Source organism: Ardenticatena maritima, from assembly GCF_001306175.1.
GTDB lineage: Bacteria > Chloroflexota > Anaerolineae > Ardenticatenales > Ardenticatenaceae > Ardenticatena > Ardenticatena maritima.
This window is the reverse complement of sequence record NZ_LGKN01000003.1, coordinates 553,985-571,597: the sequence shown is the minus strand read 5'-3', so window position 1 is coordinate 571,597 and position 17,613 is coordinate 553,985. Positions and strand designations below refer to the sequence as shown.

Annotated in this window: 9 protein-coding genes; 8 read left to right on the top strand and 1 reads right to left on the bottom strand. The window is 61.5% G+C overall.

Annotated features, from left to right (window positions below; genetic code table 11):
- Position 1: 1 nt before the first annotated feature.
- Genes SE16_RS02545 through SE16_RS02515 form a run of 7 tightly spaced genes read left to right on the top strand, consistent with a single transcriptional unit; the run spans position 2 to position 15,481 of the window.
- A complete protein-coding gene (locus tag SE16_RS02545) occupies positions 2 to 2,377 on the top strand; it encodes a phage tail protein (protein WP_054494073.1) in 2,376 nt (791 codons plus the stop codon).
- 52 nt (positions 2,378 to 2,429) lie between these two features.
- Positions 2,430 to 4,487, top strand: coding sequence for a hypothetical protein (locus SE16_RS02540; RefSeq protein ID WP_054494072.1), 2,058 nt, complete (start codon positions 2,430 to 2,432; stop codon positions 4,485 to 4,487).
- A gap of 29 nt (positions 4,488 to 4,516) precedes the next feature.
- Positions 4,517 to 6,379, top strand: a complete 1,863-nt coding sequence (locus SE16_RS02535) for a helix-hairpin-helix domain-containing protein (protein ID WP_054494071.1) — start codon at positions 4,517 to 4,519, stop codon at positions 6,377 to 6,379.
- Between the two features lie 42 nt (positions 6,380 to 6,421).
- Complete coding sequence (locus SE16_RS02530; RefSeq protein WP_060687155.1) at positions 6,422 to 8,089, top strand: hypothetical protein; 1,668 nt, start codon at positions 6,422 to 6,424, stop codon at positions 8,087 to 8,089.
- A gap of 10 nt (positions 8,090 to 8,099) precedes the next feature.
- Complete coding sequence (locus SE16_RS02525; protein ID WP_054492934.1) at positions 8,100 to 10,220, top strand: ATP-binding protein; 2,121 nt, start codon at positions 8,100 to 8,102, stop codon at positions 10,218 to 10,220.
- Between the two features lie 26 nt (positions 10,221 to 10,246).
- Positions 10,247 to 11,572, top strand: a complete 1,326-nt coding sequence (locus SE16_RS02520) for an eCIS core domain-containing protein (protein ID WP_054492935.1) — start codon at positions 10,247 to 10,249, stop codon at positions 11,570 to 11,572.
- A gap of 24 nt (positions 11,573 to 11,596) precedes the next feature.
- Positions 11,597 to 15,481 carry an eCIS core domain-containing protein gene (locus SE16_RS02515; RefSeq protein WP_060687153.1) on the top strand — a complete coding sequence of 1,295 codons (3,885 nt, stop codon included), beginning with the start codon at positions 11,597 to 11,599 and terminating at the stop codon, positions 15,479 to 15,481.
- Positions 15,482 to 15,494: 13 nt separating this feature from the next.
- Here the strand turns inward: SE16_RS02515 and SE16_RS02510 are convergent, their stop codons facing one another.
- The gene (locus SE16_RS02510; protein WP_054493964.1) at positions 15,495 to 15,923 is read right to left on the bottom strand and encodes a disulfide oxidoreductase; all 429 of its coding nucleotides are present in this window, start codon (positions 15,921 to 15,923) and stop codon (positions 15,495 to 15,497) included.
- A 159-nt stretch (positions 15,924 to 16,082) separates the two neighbouring features.
- Between SE16_RS02510 and lysS the strand changes: the two genes are divergently transcribed.
- Entirely contained in the window at positions 16,083 to 17,594 is a 1,512-nt protein-coding gene (lysS, locus tag SE16_RS02505; protein WP_054493965.1) for a lysine--tRNA ligase, read from the top strand.
- The last annotated feature ends 19 nt before the right edge of the window (positions 17,595 to 17,613 follow it).

Here is a 17,613-nt window from a genome sequence, read left to right as displayed (position 1 = left end):
CATGGACGCAAACCAAACTCGTTTTCATCTCATATTCGGCGCCGATGATTGGCAACCTCTCATCGCCGATGATACGCTCTTGTGGGATTTCGCCCGCCAAAGCGTCACGCTGCATCCGCTCGTCTTCCGCTTTCCACAGCCGCCGGGCGACCCTGTGCTGCACGCCGCCGACCGCCGCGACGCCGCGCAAGACCGTTTCGGCAACCGCTACTGGATTGCCGACGACGGGCTGAGCATCCGCTATCAGGGGGCGCACGCAACCGGTGAAGAAATGTTCTGGCCGCGCGAGACGCCCACTGCCGAGCCGCTCCCCGGCGCGTTCAAACCGGCGACGCCGCCCCCTTCCCCACCACCGCAACCGCTCAGCGGCATGGCTATCACCCACAGCCACTACCTCGTTGTGGGAACGCTCGCCCCCGCGGGCTTGCTCATTTTCGACCTGCATGCGGGTGGTCCCCCCATGCCCACGCTTTGGCCGTCGGCAATTCCCTTCGCCCCCTTCGATATGGCTGCCGCCCCCGACGGCGGGCTCTGGATACTCGACCGCGAACACAAGCGGCTCTGGCATCTCGATTGCTTCCTGCGCGTCGTCCCCGCCGGCGGCGATTCCGAGCAACTTGCGCCCCCCCACAGCGACACTTTCCGCCCTAAAGACGCCCCGCCACGCGAACACCCCGCCGTACATTTTCCGGCGGGTATCAGCATTGCGCTTGCCGCCCCCGTTGAAGAAGGCGAACCCATCGCCGTGGACGTTTTGCCGGACGGCACCGTTCTGCTTCTGCTGGTAGACGACGCCGCGGGGCAAAGCGTGCTGCGCCGTCTGCGAAACGGCACGCCGGTTGGCGACGACATCTCGCTCACCGAGGTGCTTGCTTCCTTCCTGGATATCGAAGGCGCAACAACCTTCACCGCCTACGACATGGTGTTTGTTCCAGAGACAAGCGAGATTGCAGGCGTGAGCGTGGGCACGCTCTTTGTGGTGGACGCGGGCGGCAACCAGGCGTTTGCCTTTCGGCTGGAAGCCGCACACGACGAATGGGCGCTGGCTGTCGAACCATTCTACTACCCCATGCGGCTCTACAATGGGCGCGCCCTCATTGCGAACGAACAAGACGCCTTCTATCAAAACACCGCCTTGCGCTGGTTGCCGCTGGCGCACCAACCGCGCCCGCGCTATGAACGCGAAGGCGCACTGCTCACCCCTGTTTTCGACGGCAAAACGCCTGATTGCGTCTGGCATCGGCTCTATGTGGACGCCTGTCTTCCCACAGGCACACATCTGATGGTAGAAGCCCGCGCAGCCAATGATGAAACCAGCCTCGCCCAGCAACCTTGGCAATCCCAGCCGCGGCTTTACAAGCGCAATCGGCAACCCGGCACCGACATCCCCGGCTATCACCCCTACGCCCCCGACGCTGTGGATGAAGCCGGTACATGGGAACTGCTTTTCCAAAGCGTGGCCGGACGCTACATGCAAATGCGGCTCACCTGGCAAGGCGACGGACGCCACACGCCCGCCGTCAAGGCGGTGCGGGCGTATTACCCCCGTTTTTCGTACCTGCACGCCTACTTGCCCGCCGCCTACCGGCTGGACGACACCTCAGCCCACTTTCTCGACCGCTACCTCGCCAACGTCGAAGGCATGTTCACCGTGCTGGAAGACCACATCGCCGCCGTCCATCGCCTGATGGACACCCGCACCGTCGAAGCCGAGTATCTCGACTGGCTAGCGTCCTGGCTGGGCGTTGTGCTTGATCCTGCGTGGGATGACGCCCGCCGCCGCCTGTTCCTGCGCCATGCGGTGGCGCTCTTCAAACAGCGCGGCACCGTCCCCGGCTTGATTCGCATGTTGCGCCTGGCGCTGGACGCCTGCCCCGATGAGACGCTCTTCACCGAAGACGTGGCGGCTTGCTCCATTTCACCCTGCGCCCCCAACGCCTACGACCCCGAAGCCGTGCGCGTTGTCGAACAATTCATGACGCGCACCATCGCCGGCGTCCACTTTGGCGACCCCGACGACCCCGCCGAGGCGGAGACGCTCACCACCGACGCCATCGAAGCGGCGGCGCATCGCTTCACCGTGCTCATCCCGGTACCGTTCGACCTCGCAGACGACGAGCAAGCCCAGGCTGACCGTCTGGCGCTGGCACGCCGCATTGTCGAACAGGAAAAGCCGGCGCACACCGTTTTTGAAGCCAAACCCCATTGGGCACTGTTCCGCGTAGGCGAAGCACGCCTGGGGCTGGATACCCGTCTCGACCTGAGCAGTCGTGACGGGGCGATTTTGCTGGCGCAAACCTACCTGGGGCGTGGACGGCTGGGGGCATCCACCCCCTGGACCATATTCGACGAGATTGGCCGCTACCCTCTCTCATGAAATCGGCGGTGCGGGGTACGCCTTGCACCAACAAGAAAACTCGGAGGCTTGTATGAGTACGAACACAACCATCACCAGCCCGGCGCTTGACCCCTTCAAACGTGTGAAGTACAGCACGGGACTCATCCTTGGCGTGGATGAATTTGAACAAGAGCAGTACTACCTCATGCACCGCGACGATCTGCACACCCGCCTTCTGCACGGCTACGGCACCGTTTGCGGCTTGCAGGTGAGCATCACCCCCAGCGACGATGGCCCCCAAGTGCAGGTCAGCGCCGGCGCGGCGGTGGATACCCACGGGCGGCACATCTGCGTCTCGGAAACCCAATGCGCCTCGCTCAATGGGTGGCTCACCGCCAACCGTGACGCCGTCGCCGAAGAAGAGACGTTTTCGCCGCCCGGAACGTTGACGCTGCATGTTGTGCTCTGCCACCGCGAATGTGAAACCGACAGCGTGCCCGTGCCCGGCGGTCCTTGCCGCTCACAAGAAGAAAGTTTTATCGCCTCGCGTATCAGCGATGACTTTGAACTGCGCCTGCAAACGAACGCCCCCGCCCAATTGCACGAAGACGCCGCACGCCAGTTTGGGGCGCTCCTTGCCCACATGGAAATCGCCGACGAAGCGCCCGCCTACCTCACCGCCGACGCCATGACCGAATTGGTGCGCGGTCTGATTGAAGGCGCACACCCCGAAGAAACGCTCTACCTGCGCCCCGACGAAGCATGCGACCTGCTGGCGCTCGCTGCCCGCGTCTGGACGACCGACGTGCGCCCCCAGATGATGGGCGCGGCCTGTTGCGGCACGCCCGAAGAAGCCTGCATTTTGCTGGCGACACTGCACATCCCGCTGGATGAAGCATGGGGCATCGCAGGCGACATCACGGTGGATGAAAGCCAGCGTCCGCTCCTGCTCAGCACACGCCTCTTGCAAGAATGGCTGCTCTGCGGGCGTCAGGCGCACTATGAACGCCGCGACGTGCGCGAATTTGCGACGCTCCTCACACCCAAACCCACGCTTGTGCGGCTGTGGGTACATCAACCCACGCTGATTGACTTCGGAGAAGACGCCGTCGAACTGTTCGTTGACGAAGTCGCCGTGCCCATTGACAGTATCACACGTCATAATGGGGTGAATGTCTTTGACCTGGAATTGCGCGTTGAAGAAGAGCAAGTACTTGAAGAAGGGCAGCGCCTCACATTGCGGTTGGATAGCACCGCTGTGGACGTGCAAGGCGATTGGGAAGATCTGCTCGACATGTTGATTGACCAACGCATTGATTACCTCAACCGCTCGCCCGAAAACCATCTCTTTGTGTATGGTGTCGCCCATCTCGCCGCCAACGCCATTCAACATGGCGACGCCGCCGGCGGCGACCTGCGCGGCACGTACCCCAACCCTACCGTGCGCGCACTGCAAGGCAACCAGGTATCCACCCAATCCCCTAGCGAAGGCAATGTCCTCATGTGGGTGAAACACGCCAACGGCACAACCTCGTGGACGCCATCCCCTCTGCCCGAAGGTGAAGGTGGCGCGCAACGTCTCAACGACCTGGAAGACGTGGACGTCAGCAATGCCACCGACGGGCAAATTCTCGTCAAACGCGGCGACATGTGGCTTCCCGGTAATATTCCCCAGGGCAGCACAGTGGAAGGCGCATTCGTGCAAGTCCCCTCAGACGCCGGCGCCTATGCGATTGTGGCAGCGGGTATTTTCAACGACCAGGGGCAGGAGATACGTATCCCCTACAACGCGCTGATATCTAAGCCGCAGGGGAACGGCTTGCACTTGCTGACGTTCGAGCGGTACAAAGACCTTTTCGAGAAGGAAGTTGTTTTCATCGTCAAAGGCACGATTGTGGAACCGCTCGATCCCGCGGGAAGTCGCACCGCCATGACTCCTTCACCTGTTTTTATTGTGCGTGAGATGACGATTGAAGGCATCCTCATCGAAATTCGCGCCGCCGCTTTGACAGCCCAACGTTTGCAAGAAGCCATGCAAAGCGATTTTTCACTCGAAGGCAATCTCCTTGAAACCGAACATCCCACGGGACTTATGTTCATGGTAGAGATTAGCGCCTACGGTGATGGGGTGAAAGAGATTCTGGCCTAATCATTGGAACTTGAAGAACGGAGCCTGCCATGACCTATTTACTGACTCCTCTGCTCGACAACGGCATCGAGCATACCAATTTTTTCGACGGGCGCTTGCTAACCGCCTCAGCCTTGCAAATGGAGCAACACGCCACGCATCACCACCAGCGGGCGTTGGGCAACGCTATTGGCGATGGGGTGGCGAATGGGCTCTTTGTGGCGCTCCTCAACAATAGCGCTGCAATCCCGCAAGTGAAGGTGGCGGCGGGGTTGGCGGTGAACCGTGAGGGGCAAACCCTGCGCTTGCCAACAGAGGCGACACTCACGCTTCACCAACAACCGAAGACAAGCCCGCCGACCAGTGAAAGTGGACTTTTCCATGTCTGCCAACCACCTAGCACGGCGACGCCGACCGCCACAAGCAGTCTCTTTGTGCTGGCTATCAGCCCCGCCGAGGGGTTTCGCGGGCAGGTGGCGCTTGAAACACCTGTACCAGCCGGCGCACCCAACGGCTGTGGCGCGGATAAAGTGGTGGAAGGTGTAATGTTTCGTCTCGTCAATGTGCCGCTGAGCGCGCTCACCGATGATGTAGAAGAGCAACTGCAACTCGCCAGGCTCATGCAAAGCGACGCCGCGGCTGACCATTCTCTGTTGCGCAACTGGGTGGCGCATTTCCTGTTCGGCACACCCACCCTGCTGGCAATGCCGGAAGACCCCTGGAGTGTACTGGGGACTACCAGCCTCACACCCCACGGGGGCGCGTTCGAGCGCCTGTGGGGTGCAGGAAGGTTGCAAACGTGCGATGTCCCGCTCGCGCTCATCTTCTGGACGGCAAGCGGCGTGCAGTGGGTGGATAATTGGGCGGTACGTCGTCCTGTAATGCGCCTGTCAGGCGACCAACGCCGCTTGTTGGCGGAAGGAATGCCCGCCACGTTGGGAGACCTCATGGCACAGCAATTCCAGGAGCATGTTGCCTGGCTGTTGCGCCCCCCTGTTACGGTGCGCACAGACTTCATCAAAACACTCTTTCGCTACATGCCGGCTGCCGCCATGATTCCATTCATTGTCCCCCAAGAAGGAGAGCAGGCGCCTGTCGAAAATGAACTTCAACCGAATGACGACCTGGTATTTGAGAAAAAAGAAAAAGAGATTGCCGCACATGCCATTGCGGTAGAAGAAGCTCACGCCAAAGCACGCCTTGATACGGGCATGATTGGCCGCACGTCCACTCTCGGCGCATTCGACGTCGGACACCCGGTTGACTGGCAAGCGGAAATCGCTCAACTGCAACTGCGCCTTCGACAAGCCAAAACACTCAACCTCACCCTCAGTGGTCCCAAAAACCGCGGTTTCGAGCCATTCGCCTTTTTCGCCACCCTGCTCGACCCTGACCAGTATCAGGTTATCCCCGGTGCGGTATTGCATCGCTTGCTTCATGAAGGCTTTCAGCATCCCCCCATTGACGTGCACGCACTGGAAAAACCCGATGATTTCAATCTTTACCTTGTCAACGAAAACTGGCAGGCGGTGCAACGCCTGGAAAACGTGCAGTTCTACGCCATCGTTGGGCATCAACATCTGCCGCCTTTGCCCGATGCACTCATTCAACGTGCCGTGAGCGCCACCGTGCAAATCGTCAAGCCTGTCATGGAATCTGTGGCTGCCGATGCACCGGTCGAACATGTCGAAGACATTGGTCCCAAACGCGCCGAGGCGCTGAAAAAACACGGCGTTCAAACCGTACGCGACCTCGCCAACACCTCTGTGGAAGAAGTCGCACGTATTCTCAACGTAAAATCCAAAACAGCCACCAAGTTTGTGCGTGAAGCCCAACGCCTGCTGGAAGAAAACCGCCTGATTGGTGAAACGCCTTCCGTCGCATTCAAAGGCTTTCGGTTCGGTAAGCGATAAAAGCAGTAGCCTTGTGGCTACACGAAAGAAAAAGTGAGCACCATGCCATCACCCGCCGACAACCATATCCACCACCTGCACGTTCACAACGCCCCCAACGACACCCCTCACGTGCGGCTCATGCTGCGCCGTGTGCTCAACGAAGCCGTCGAAGCGCCCCCCACCCTGCCGCCGCGCGCCATCTTGCTCGTTCCGCGCCTTGCCCCCGATGAAGCCCTGCCCTTGCACGATACGCAACACGCGCACCGTTGGGCGGCACACGTGCGCACCTTGCTCGCCGACCTTGCCGCCCGCGCTCAATCCCCCACCGCCGGGCGTATCCCCACCAACGCGCCGGCGCTCATCCTGCGCGACCGCGCGGAATGGTTGGCGCTCACCTTGCTCATCGCCGCCGGGCTGGAACCGCCCCCCACGCGCTTCCCAACACTGGCGAACGCACGCCGCCGCTCACCCAGCGCGTGGCTTCAAAACGAACCGCGCCTCGCCCCAGCGGCGCTGGCACGCCTGCACGACTGGCGCAAACGCGAGGCGCTTCTCGCCACTCTCACCCCCACCGAAGCCGAAACCACGCTCCGCGCCATCGCCGCCGCCTGGGGCGTACCCCTGCCCGCCAAGCACCTTGCCGCCTATGCCGCGCCCATCGCCCTGCTTGAATGCGCCGCCCTGCTCGCGGCAACACCTCACCAGGCGCACCACGCCGCATGGCACAGCGCCTTGCACATATGGTGGCTCGCACATGCCGCTGAGAACGAACAAGAGCCGACGCCCAATCTCGCCGCCGCTCGCTCGACATTTCCACGTACCACCGCCGGGTCGCACGAAGAAGCGCACGAGACGCCTGCACAGCACACATCACCGCCTGGCACACCACCACCCACCCAGCCAGACACTGCGCCCACGCCCATGCCCGAACACCAACCCAAAGAAGCGCACGAGACGCCCGCACAGCACGCGCCATCGCCCGGCGCACCCACCACCACACTGCCCATCTGCGCCACCCACAGCGCCGGCGTGCTCTTTTTGCTGAACCTGTGCGCCTGGCTCGACCTGCCGCACAGCGCCCCCATCGACCTCACGCTCTGGGCGTGGGTGGACGTTTTCGCGCGCGCCCTGCTTGCCCCCCACACAGACGAGCACGACCCCATCTGGCTCTGGTTGGCGGAGATGGACGGGCGCGAACCAGGCACACTCCCCGGCGCGACCCTGCCGCCGCTCGACACATTCACCCTACCCCCCGCCTGGCTCGATACGCCCGCCGCACTGCACTGGCACGCTGACACCGATACACTCGCCCTCTTCACCGCCGACGGGCTTTGGCTCACTCACACCCCGCGCACACACGCGCCGCCCGCTCTCCAGGCGGCGCAACTCGCCCGCCCCTACGGCGAACGCCCCCGCGAGCACGCTACACCGCCGCCCCTCTTCGATACGCCCGCCGCCTGGTGGCAACGCCTCAACCCAACCCTGCGCGGGTGGCTGGGTCGCGCCATGCCCTTCATTCGCCGTCTTTGGGACACACGCACCGACCACACACCGCCGCCCGCCATTCTCCAAAGCCCGCACCTCGCGCACATCTACACCACCGCTACCCATGTGGACGTCATCTGGCCAATGGATGCCGTTTCGCTGCCGGCGCGTCTCGCTGGGCTGGATGCCTCGCCCGGCTGGTTGCCCACGGTGGGGCGTGTTGTGACGTTTGAGTTTCGATAAGGAAAAACAGATGCCAGCACAAACCGTTTTTCAGCACATACAGCGGACACCGCGCAACCATTTCGCGCTCTGGTACTTCGCCGCCGCGTACACCATGCTCGCCGACTTGCACATGCTCGCCGGTGAAGCCGGCTTGCGCGCCTGGTTCGAGCCCTACCCGTTTCTGCACCAATACCTGGACGAAATGGCCGCCTTCATGCCCGACGACCTGACATGGCAAGAAGGGCACCACTGGTGGCAACGCGAACTTGCGGCATGGGCGACCGACACCCCCGCCCCGCTTCCCCTGCAACGGCTCGCCACGCATCCGGCATGGAACGCAACGACCCTGCTCGCGCTCGCCTTTCTGGGCTTGTCCGAAGAAGATTCACGCTTTGGTACGCTCTTCGCCCAAGTGCAAGGCAGCCCCGCCTTGCGACGCCCAACCGTCGAAACGGTGGGGCGCGCGCTCTCCACTGCTTCCGCCGCGCCCGATGGTGGGTGGGCGCTCTGCCGCCCCATTGTCGAAGCCGGCCTCGCCGACATCACCAACCCCGACGACCCACGCGCCGAATGGATGCTGCGCCCTGTTCCCTGGTTGTGGGACGTAGTGCGCGGCGAACCGCCCGAAACCGAGCATGAATGGCTCGCCTGGCACGCCGCCGACACGTTTCCCGCCCCCAATGCGCTCATCCTGCCCGAACGCACCCAAACCGCCGTCGCCAACCTGCGCACCATGCTGCATGAAACGCCGCACCTGAGCATTGTCGTGCGCGGCATGCCCGGAAGCGAACGCCTGCCGCTTGTAGGGGCGCTCGCCCGCGAACAAGGATACGGCGTTGTTGTTGTCAACGCCGCCGACCTGGACAAAACCCGCCGCCGCCAACTGGCAACCTTCTGCCGCATGCAACACGCCTGGCCTGTCCTGCGCGCTGAACTGCCGCCGGGTGAACGTCTGCGGCTCGACGCCCTGCCCGGCTACGCCGGCACGGTCGGCATCATCGTGGGTGCTGTGGGCGGCATCGAAGGCGCTTTGCTCGCCCGCTCAGTCGGGCTTCACATCCCCCCGCTGCACGCCAACGAACGCCGACGCTACTGGCAACAGGTACTCGACGGCACACCAGTGGACGACCTCGAAACCATCGTGGAACGCTTCCATCTTCCCGGCGGCTATATCCGCCGCATTGCGCCGCTGGCACGCCACCAGGCCGCCCTCAATGGGCGCAACACCATCACCCCCGCCGATATTCAACACGCCAGCCGCACCCTCAACCGCGAAGTGCTGGACACCCAAGCCACACGCCTTGACGCAAGCGGCGGCTGGGCGCATCTTGTCGTGACCGAAAGCACCCGCGAACGCCTGTTTGAACTCGAACAACGGTGCCGCCACCGCGAACACCTGCTGGCGCACCTCGCCCCCGTGTACGCAGGCAGCAATCGGGGGGTGCGCGCCATGTTCAGCGGCGCCAGCGGCACCGGCAAAACATTCGCCGCCCGCATTCTCGCCGCCGAACTCGGCATGGACATCTACCGCGTGGACCTTTCCGCCATCGTCAACAAGTACATCGGCGAAACGGAGAAGAACCTGCATCGCATCTTCACCCACGCCGAAGCGCTCGACGTCATCCTGCTGTTGGATGAAGGCGACGCCCTGCTCGGCAAGCGCACCAACGTTGCCAACGCCAACGACCGCTACGCCAACCTGGAAACGAACTTTCTCTTGCAACGCATGGAGACGTTCGGCGGCATCGTCATTGTCACCACCAACGTCGCCGACCAGATTGACACCGCCTTTCAGCGCCGCATGGACGTTGTCGTCCACTTCATCCCCCCGGACGCTGTGGCGCGCTTGCGCATCTGGGCGCTCCATTTGCCAGAGACCCACCAGGTCAGCGACGCCTATCTCCACCGCATTGCCACCGCCTGCGCCCTCACCGGGGGGCAAATTCGCAACGTGGCGCTCAACGCCACCCTCGCCGCGCTGGATGAAGGCGCACCCGTGAGCGAACGCCATCTCGCCCACGCGCTCGCCGCTGAATACCGCAAAGCCGGCGGGATTTGCCCGCTGGATGAAACCGGCGAAGTGCGCGCCGCTGTGGGCGTGGAAACGTTCATGAATACGTTGGGACACAACGGCAATGGGCGCAGTTGACGCCCCGCCATTCACAGGAGGCATCTATGCCTGAACAAATCCGTACCCACAAACCCGCTTCACCCACCCGCCATACCGCACACACCCAAGCGCCGCGCTCGCGTGCGCGGCATACACCGCTCACCCTGTTCACCCAAGCCCCTTTGCAATTTCGGTTGCGCGTAAGCCAGCCCGGCGACCGCTTCGAGCGTGAGGCCGACGCCGCCGCCGACCGCGTGGTCAACGGGCAACCAGCCCCGCCCATCACTCCTTTGCATGGCGTCGTGCGTCAGCATCAGGCGGAAGAAGAGGAAGAAGCGCAAGCCAAATTGGTACAACGCCAACCGATGGAAGAAGAGGAAGAGACGATACAAGCCAAATGCACCTGTGGCGGTGGTCCCGGCTGTGCCTGTGGCGGCAACACGGAACGTGACGAAGCCGTCCAGCGCGCGCCCGCGCCCCCCATCGCGCAAGCCACGCAAGGCGGTCGCCCACTCGACACCCACACCCGCGCCCGTTTCGAGCCGCGCTTCGGCGCTGATTTTCGCCAGGTACGCATCCACACCAGCGAAACCGCCGACCAGAGCGCCCGCGCCTTGAACGCGCTGGCGTACACCCGCGGCAATGACATCGTCTTTCGCAAAGGCATGTATGCGCCCGAAAGCACCGCCGGGCAACGTCTGCTGGCGCATGAATTGACGCACGTGGTACAACAGCGAGGCGGTTCACGCGCAGTACAGCAACAAGCCATTCAGCGCAAAGTGGTTGACGCCCGCGTCAGTTGCCACGGCTACCCACGCACATACCCGATTTTCACCATCATTGGCACGACCGACCCCGTCGGCGTCATTCGTGCGGCTGACAGCCGCGCTATCACCCTGTTGACCAATGTCATTGATGAACTGACGCATATCCGCAACGCCATTATCGGCGGAGAAGAACCCAATTGGCCGCTTATCAGCGACGGCTTGGCGGACGCTATGCGCCGCTACCTGCGCCTGGACGCCAACAATGCCGCCGTCTGGCGCGGGACTGGTCCTCGAACCGTCTTCATGGCTATTCGCTGGTTGCGCAACATTCGCCGCACCCTGCAAGGCGGTTGGCTCCGCTACACGTGCATCGGAACTGATTGCGAGGCGGACGATTGGGCGTACACCTATGTAGGCGTTCATCGCCTCTACCTGTGCCGCCACTTCTGGACCGACACGCTGGACAATCAGGCGCTCACGCTCATTCACGAAGTTTCACACATCTACTATGGCACCGATGACGTTGGCGGTGGCATCGGCAACGCCCACTGCCTGGAACAATTCGTCACCGAAGCCAACGGGCTTGCCGTTTCACCCGGCTTTATCGGCAGTTGCCGCACATAAACATCCAACCGCAAAAACTGAACCATGCCAACACATGCCCGCACCACCCAATCCAAACGCCGCCGCCCACATCTCCCCAAACCCGCCGCCCAACGCGAAGCGGGGACACAACCGGCGCCACGCACGCCCGCAGCGACCCTGAACGCCCCCCCAAGTCTGGGCATTGTTCAGCGCATAGCCATCGTGCAACCGGCGCATGACGCCTACGAGCGCGAAGCCGACGAAGCCGCCGCCCGCGTCCTCGATGGGCGTTCCGCTGGGCGGCTCTCCGCCGTTACGCCTGCACCCCCCGCTGACCCCGCCGACGCCCCACCATGGCGACTTGCGCCCACATCCGCCCTCGCCGTGGACGAACGCGCACTCCGCCCCCCCGACGCCGGCGAAGCCCTGCCCGCCCCCCACCGCCGCCGCCTCGAACGCGGCTTTGGCGTCTCCTTGCGGCATGTGCGCCTTCACAACAGCCCCGCCGCCCGCCGGCAAGCCGCCGCCCTCGGCGCGCGCGCCTTTACACACGGCGAGCATATCTGGCTCGGTCCCAACGCATCCCCCCACGACGCCCATCTGCTCGCCCACGAAACGGCGCACGTGGTGCAACAGGGCGCCGCCCCCCGCGACCACGCGCCGCCCCCAACACGCCCCCCTGTCATTCAGCGTTTGTTTGGCATCAGTTGGGACGACGTGGCGGGCGTCGCCGGCGCGGTGTACGACAACACGCTGGGCGTGGTGGTGGACGCCGCCGGGCAGGTGCTCGAATGGACAGGCGACATGATTTGGACGCTCATTGAAAAAGTCGCCCCCGACGCGCTTGTTTCGCTTCTGCGCGAAATCATGGAGAAAGGCATCATCGGCTTTCTCACCGAGAAGGTGCGCGCCGTTTTCAACGCCTTGTTTGGCGGCATTGAAGACCAAAGCGGTACGCTCGCCTCGCTCTTTGCCTTTTTCGGCATGCTCTTCACCAGCATGCAAACCATTCTGGCCGGGCTGCTCAGCGGTGATTGCGAACCACTTTTCGGGGCTGTGCGCACCCTCATCGAAGTGGTCAAAAACCTGGCAAGCGACGCCTGGGACGCCATCAAAGATTTCTTTGCCCCCGTGGGGGATTTCTTCGCCGACCTGTGGAAGAAACTCGGCGCGCCCCTTGTGGAGTGGATTGGTGACGTCGCCGGCGATATTTGGGACGAGATCCAACAAATTGGGCGCGACTTGTGGGCGTGGACGGAACCCGTGCGCGACGCTGTCGGGCGCGCCTGGACCTGGATCAAGGAGCAACTTGGTTTTGGCGGCACCGGCGAAGGTGAAAGCGAGGGCGGGCTGGTGCAGTGGATCACGGAGAAAGCCGGCGAAGCATGGGACGCCATCAAAGAAACGCTCGCCCCCGTGCTGGAGCCCATCCAAGGCTTCATCGCCAAAGTGCAAGCCCTCCTGCCGCTGGACGCCATCCAGAACTTGCGCGACACCGCCGAATCCTTTGGCAACGACGCCGCCGACGCCGATGACGGGCTGGGCGGTCCCGAAGACATGACCCAAAAACAGGATATGTTGCGCGAGCGCTTGCTCCCCGCCATTCTCAACGGCATGAACGCCATTGTCGCCGCCATCGGACGGGCGGGGGCATGGGTGCAAAGCACAATTGGCGACATCGCCGGCACCGTGCTCGGCATGTTCCAATCCATGCGCGAAAGCGAGTGGCTGCGTCCGCTTGTCGGTCTGCTGGGCTGGGTTGAACAAGGCGTGCAATCCCTCGCCAACTGGGCTATCGAGACGGTTGGGGCGTTCTTCAACGGGCTGACCCAAGCCATTCAATACGCCAAAGGCTTCGTCAAGCCCGTCTTGAACATGCTGCGCAAACTTGTCGCCGTCGTCAGCGACGTCATTGGCGCCTTGCCCGACCTCATTTTGGGTCCCTTCTGGCGGCTCATTCCCGAATGCGTGCGCAACGTTGTCAAAGACTTCGTGGTCAACCACATTCTCAGCCACGTGCCCTTTTTCAGCGCCCTGGTCGAAATCAAGGACATCTGGGGGCGTCTGCTTGGGTTTGTCCAGCGTGTACTCATCAAAATTTTTGTGGACGGCGACATTCTCGGCGCCGCCTGGCTCATTTTCAAGGAACTGCTGAACCTTGTCGGCATTCCCGCCGACCTCGTGGTCAACATCGTGCGCAACGCCATCGTCGCCTGGGCGGACATCGTGCTCAATCCGGTCGGCTTCCTCATCAACCTGGTCAAAGCCATTGGGCGCGGCTTCCTCAACTTTTTTGAGAACATCACCACACACCTGCTCCAAGGCTTTACCACCTGGCTATTTGGCTCGCTCTCCGAAGCGGGCATCAGCCCACCGCAAGATTTGAGCCTGCGCTCCATTCTGACATTCGTGCTCGAAGTGTTGGGCATCACCCTCGACAACGTTCTTGAACGATTGGCGCTCAAAATTGGGCGCGAACGGGTTGAACGGCTGCGGCGCATGCTAGACGTCGCCACGGGGGTGTGGGCGTGGGTGCGGCGGCTGATTGAAGAAGGACCTGCAGCACTGTGGGAATTCGTGCAAGAGAAACTGAGCGACCTGTGGACCATGGTCATGAGCAGCGCCATCGGCTGGATTACCGACCGTATCATCAAACAAGCCTCGCTCTGGCTTGCCAGCCTGATTGACGTGAGCGGCATCATGCCCATCATCAACGCCATCATCGCCATCTACCGCGCCATTCAATCCTTCATGGCCTACCTGCGCGACCTGCTGGAAATCATCAACACGGTCTTCCAGGGCATTGCCAACATTGCGCGAGGGGTGATTGATGAAGGGGCGGCGTATGTTGAAAATGCGCTGGCGCGAGCGCTCCCCGTCGCGATTGGCTTTCTCGCCAACCAGTTTGGATTTGGCTCTCTGGGGCGGCGCATCGCCGAACTGATTGCCGCAGTGCGCGAAAAGGTAGAGGCGGCGATTGACTGGCTCATTGACAAAGCGATCGCCGGCGGGCGCGCCTTCCTGGACATGCTTTCACGCGGGGCAACCGCCGTGCGCGAAGGCGTGGCGGCGATTTTCGAGTGGTGGAAAACGCGCAAAAAATTCCGTCAGGGGGATGAAGAGCATACGCTCTACTTTGAGGGCGAAGACGAAAACGCCAAATTGATGGTGGCGAGTACACCACGCACATTGTCCGCCTATGCCGGCGTCCTTGGTGAGAAAGGCGTTGACGAAACACTCGTCAAACGTGTTCAAAAACTGGTCACCGAAATTGACACTCTCAAATTCAAACTGCTTGCCGATGACCGCAAGAAAGACAAGAGCATGGGCAAAAAGCGCGGTGAACAACTCTCCCAAAAACTGACTGAGCTTGCCCATACGCTCGCCGAAGTGAACCCTGATGATGAGACACGTCCACCATCAAAAATTCAGTATGAAACCGATAACTTAGGCATAAGCGGCAATGTTGTGGGCAAAAAGATGGTTGCCAAACCGCTCAGTATCAACCCCGGCGGACATGCAGGCAGTCAGCCACGCGAAAAAAGCGTTCTTTGGGAAGCCCTTGGTAAAAATAAAGAGCGCCGCAGACGTTTCTTTGTCCGTGGGCACTTGCTTAATCACCACGTCTTTGGACCGGGAACGAACGTCAACCTGACGCCAATTTCGGGACAGCTCAATACAACGATGGAAAAACAAGTTGAAGACAAAGTCAAACACCTTGTGCTAGACAAAAACAAAGTTGTTCATTACGAAGTCGAAGCCGATTATGGAACTCCTCCTGAGGGCACTGCTGTTGTTCCAGAAGAAGCGAAACTCGCCGGCAAACTCACATTTACACTTCGAGAAATGACAAAAAAGAAAAATGCAAAAGGCGACAAGCCCGAAGATTGGGAAGACGGCCCCAAAATTGCTGTACCAGCCGATCTTACCCACAAACTCCCAACCTGATGTTCTGCGTCGGCTACACGTCCTGTTGGCGCATGAACCAATACGCCGCCATCGCCATCGAAATCAAGTAAAATGCGGTCAGCGCCATGAACGGAATCGTCACAAACCCAAAGTAGTTCACATACTTTACCGTGCAGGGCACCCCCGCCTTGCACGTCCCCGTTTCCGTCAACACCCCAATTTGCAGCAAATAGTGGTACGTCGAAACAAACATCCCCAGCACCGAAAGCGGCAACACGTAGAGTGGAAGTCCCTCATCGCGGCGCAGAATCCCCACCAGGATAATCGCCACCAGTGGGTACATGAGAATGCGCTGATACCAGCAGAGCGTGCAAGGAATAAACCCGCGCACCTCGCTGTAATACAAACTGCCACTCATCGCCGTCAACGCCACAATCCAGGCAAACAGGGGAAGAAACGCGCGCACACGTGCACTGTTCATTGCTCTTTGCTCCTTTGTTGTCAGAGATGACGGCGGAAGTATATCGCGAAGCCACCGCCTGCAAAATCACCATCCTACACCCAAGCGCCACCTTGACTTTTCAGCATTCTGTTGTGAAATAGAGCCCACATCATCCAATGGCGAACACAAGGAGTACCTATGGTGGATCTCAACCAGCTCAACGAATATCAGCGCAACCGCCTGGAAAAAGCCGAACGCTTGCGCGAACAGGGCATTGACCCGTACCCACTGCGCACGCGGCGCACCCACACCAGCCGCGAAGCGATCCAGGCGCTGGAAAACGCCCCATCCGAAGACGAAGCGCCGCGCGTCATCGTCGCGGGGCGCATCGTTGCCTTGCGCGTCATGGGCAAAGTCACCTTCGCCCACATCGAAGACCGTGACGGGCGCGTGCAACTCTTCTTCCAGCTGAACACATTGGGCGAGGACGCCTACACGCGCGTGAAGAAGCTGCTCGATTTGGGCGACATCATCGAAGCCGAAGGCGTCATGTTCCGCACACGCACCGGCGAACCAACCGTGCGCGTTGAGGCGTGGCGCATGCTCGCCAAAGCGCTCAACCCGCCGCCCGAAAAGTGGCACGGGCTGAGCGACGTCGAACAACGTTATCGCTACCGCTACGTGGACTTGATGAGCAATCCCGACGTGCGGCGCATCTTTGAAACCCGCAGCCGCATGATTCGCGCGGTGCGCCGCTTCATGGATGAACAAGGCTTCCTCGAAGTGGAAACGCCCATCTTGCAACCGGTGTATGGCGGGGCGGAAGCTGAACCCTTCATCACCCACCACAACTGGGCCAAGCGCGACCTCTATTTGCGCATCGCTCCTGAATTGTACCTGAAGCGCTTGCTGGTGGGCGGTTTTGAGCGGGTGTACGAAATTGGCAAGAACTTCCGCAATGAGGGCGTCAGCACCAAGCACAACCCCGAACACACCGCCATGGAAGCCTACCAGGCGTATGCCGACTACAACGACATGATGAACCTCGCCGAACAGCTCTGGTATCGCGTCGCGCTTGATGTGCACGGCACCGCGCAACTCCCTTACGGTGAGCATGTGCTTGATTTCACCCCGCCCTGGCCGCGCATCACCCTGCGCGACGCCATTCTGGAACGCACCGGGGTGGACATCAACGCCGCGCGCACGCTCGACGCCCTGCGCGACGCCATCCGCCAGCGGGGCTTGCGTGTGGATGAAAAGCCCACCTGGGGCAAACTGGTGGATGAATTGTTCAGCGAGTTCGTGGAACCGCACTTGATTCAACCCACCTTCATTGTGGATTACCCGCGCGAGATTTCACCGCTCGCCAAGCAAAAACCCGACGACCCCGACACCGTGGAACGCTTTGAGCTCTTCATCGCGGGGATGGAAGTGGCCAATGCGTTCAGCGAATTGAACGACCCCGTGGAGCAGGAGCGCCGCTTTGAAGCGCAGCAAGCCAACCGCGCCGCCGGCGATACCGAAGCGCACCCCATGGATGAGGATTTTGTGAACGCGCTCATGTACGGCATGCCGCCCGCCGGGGGGATCGGTTTCGGTATTGACCGTTTCGCCATGATTTTCACCAACCAGAAGAGTATCCGCGAGGTGATTCTCTTCCCCACGTTGCGCGAGCGCCACGAAGAGTCGACGCACGAAGAAGAGGCGTAAGCCCCGAGCCGTGAACGCA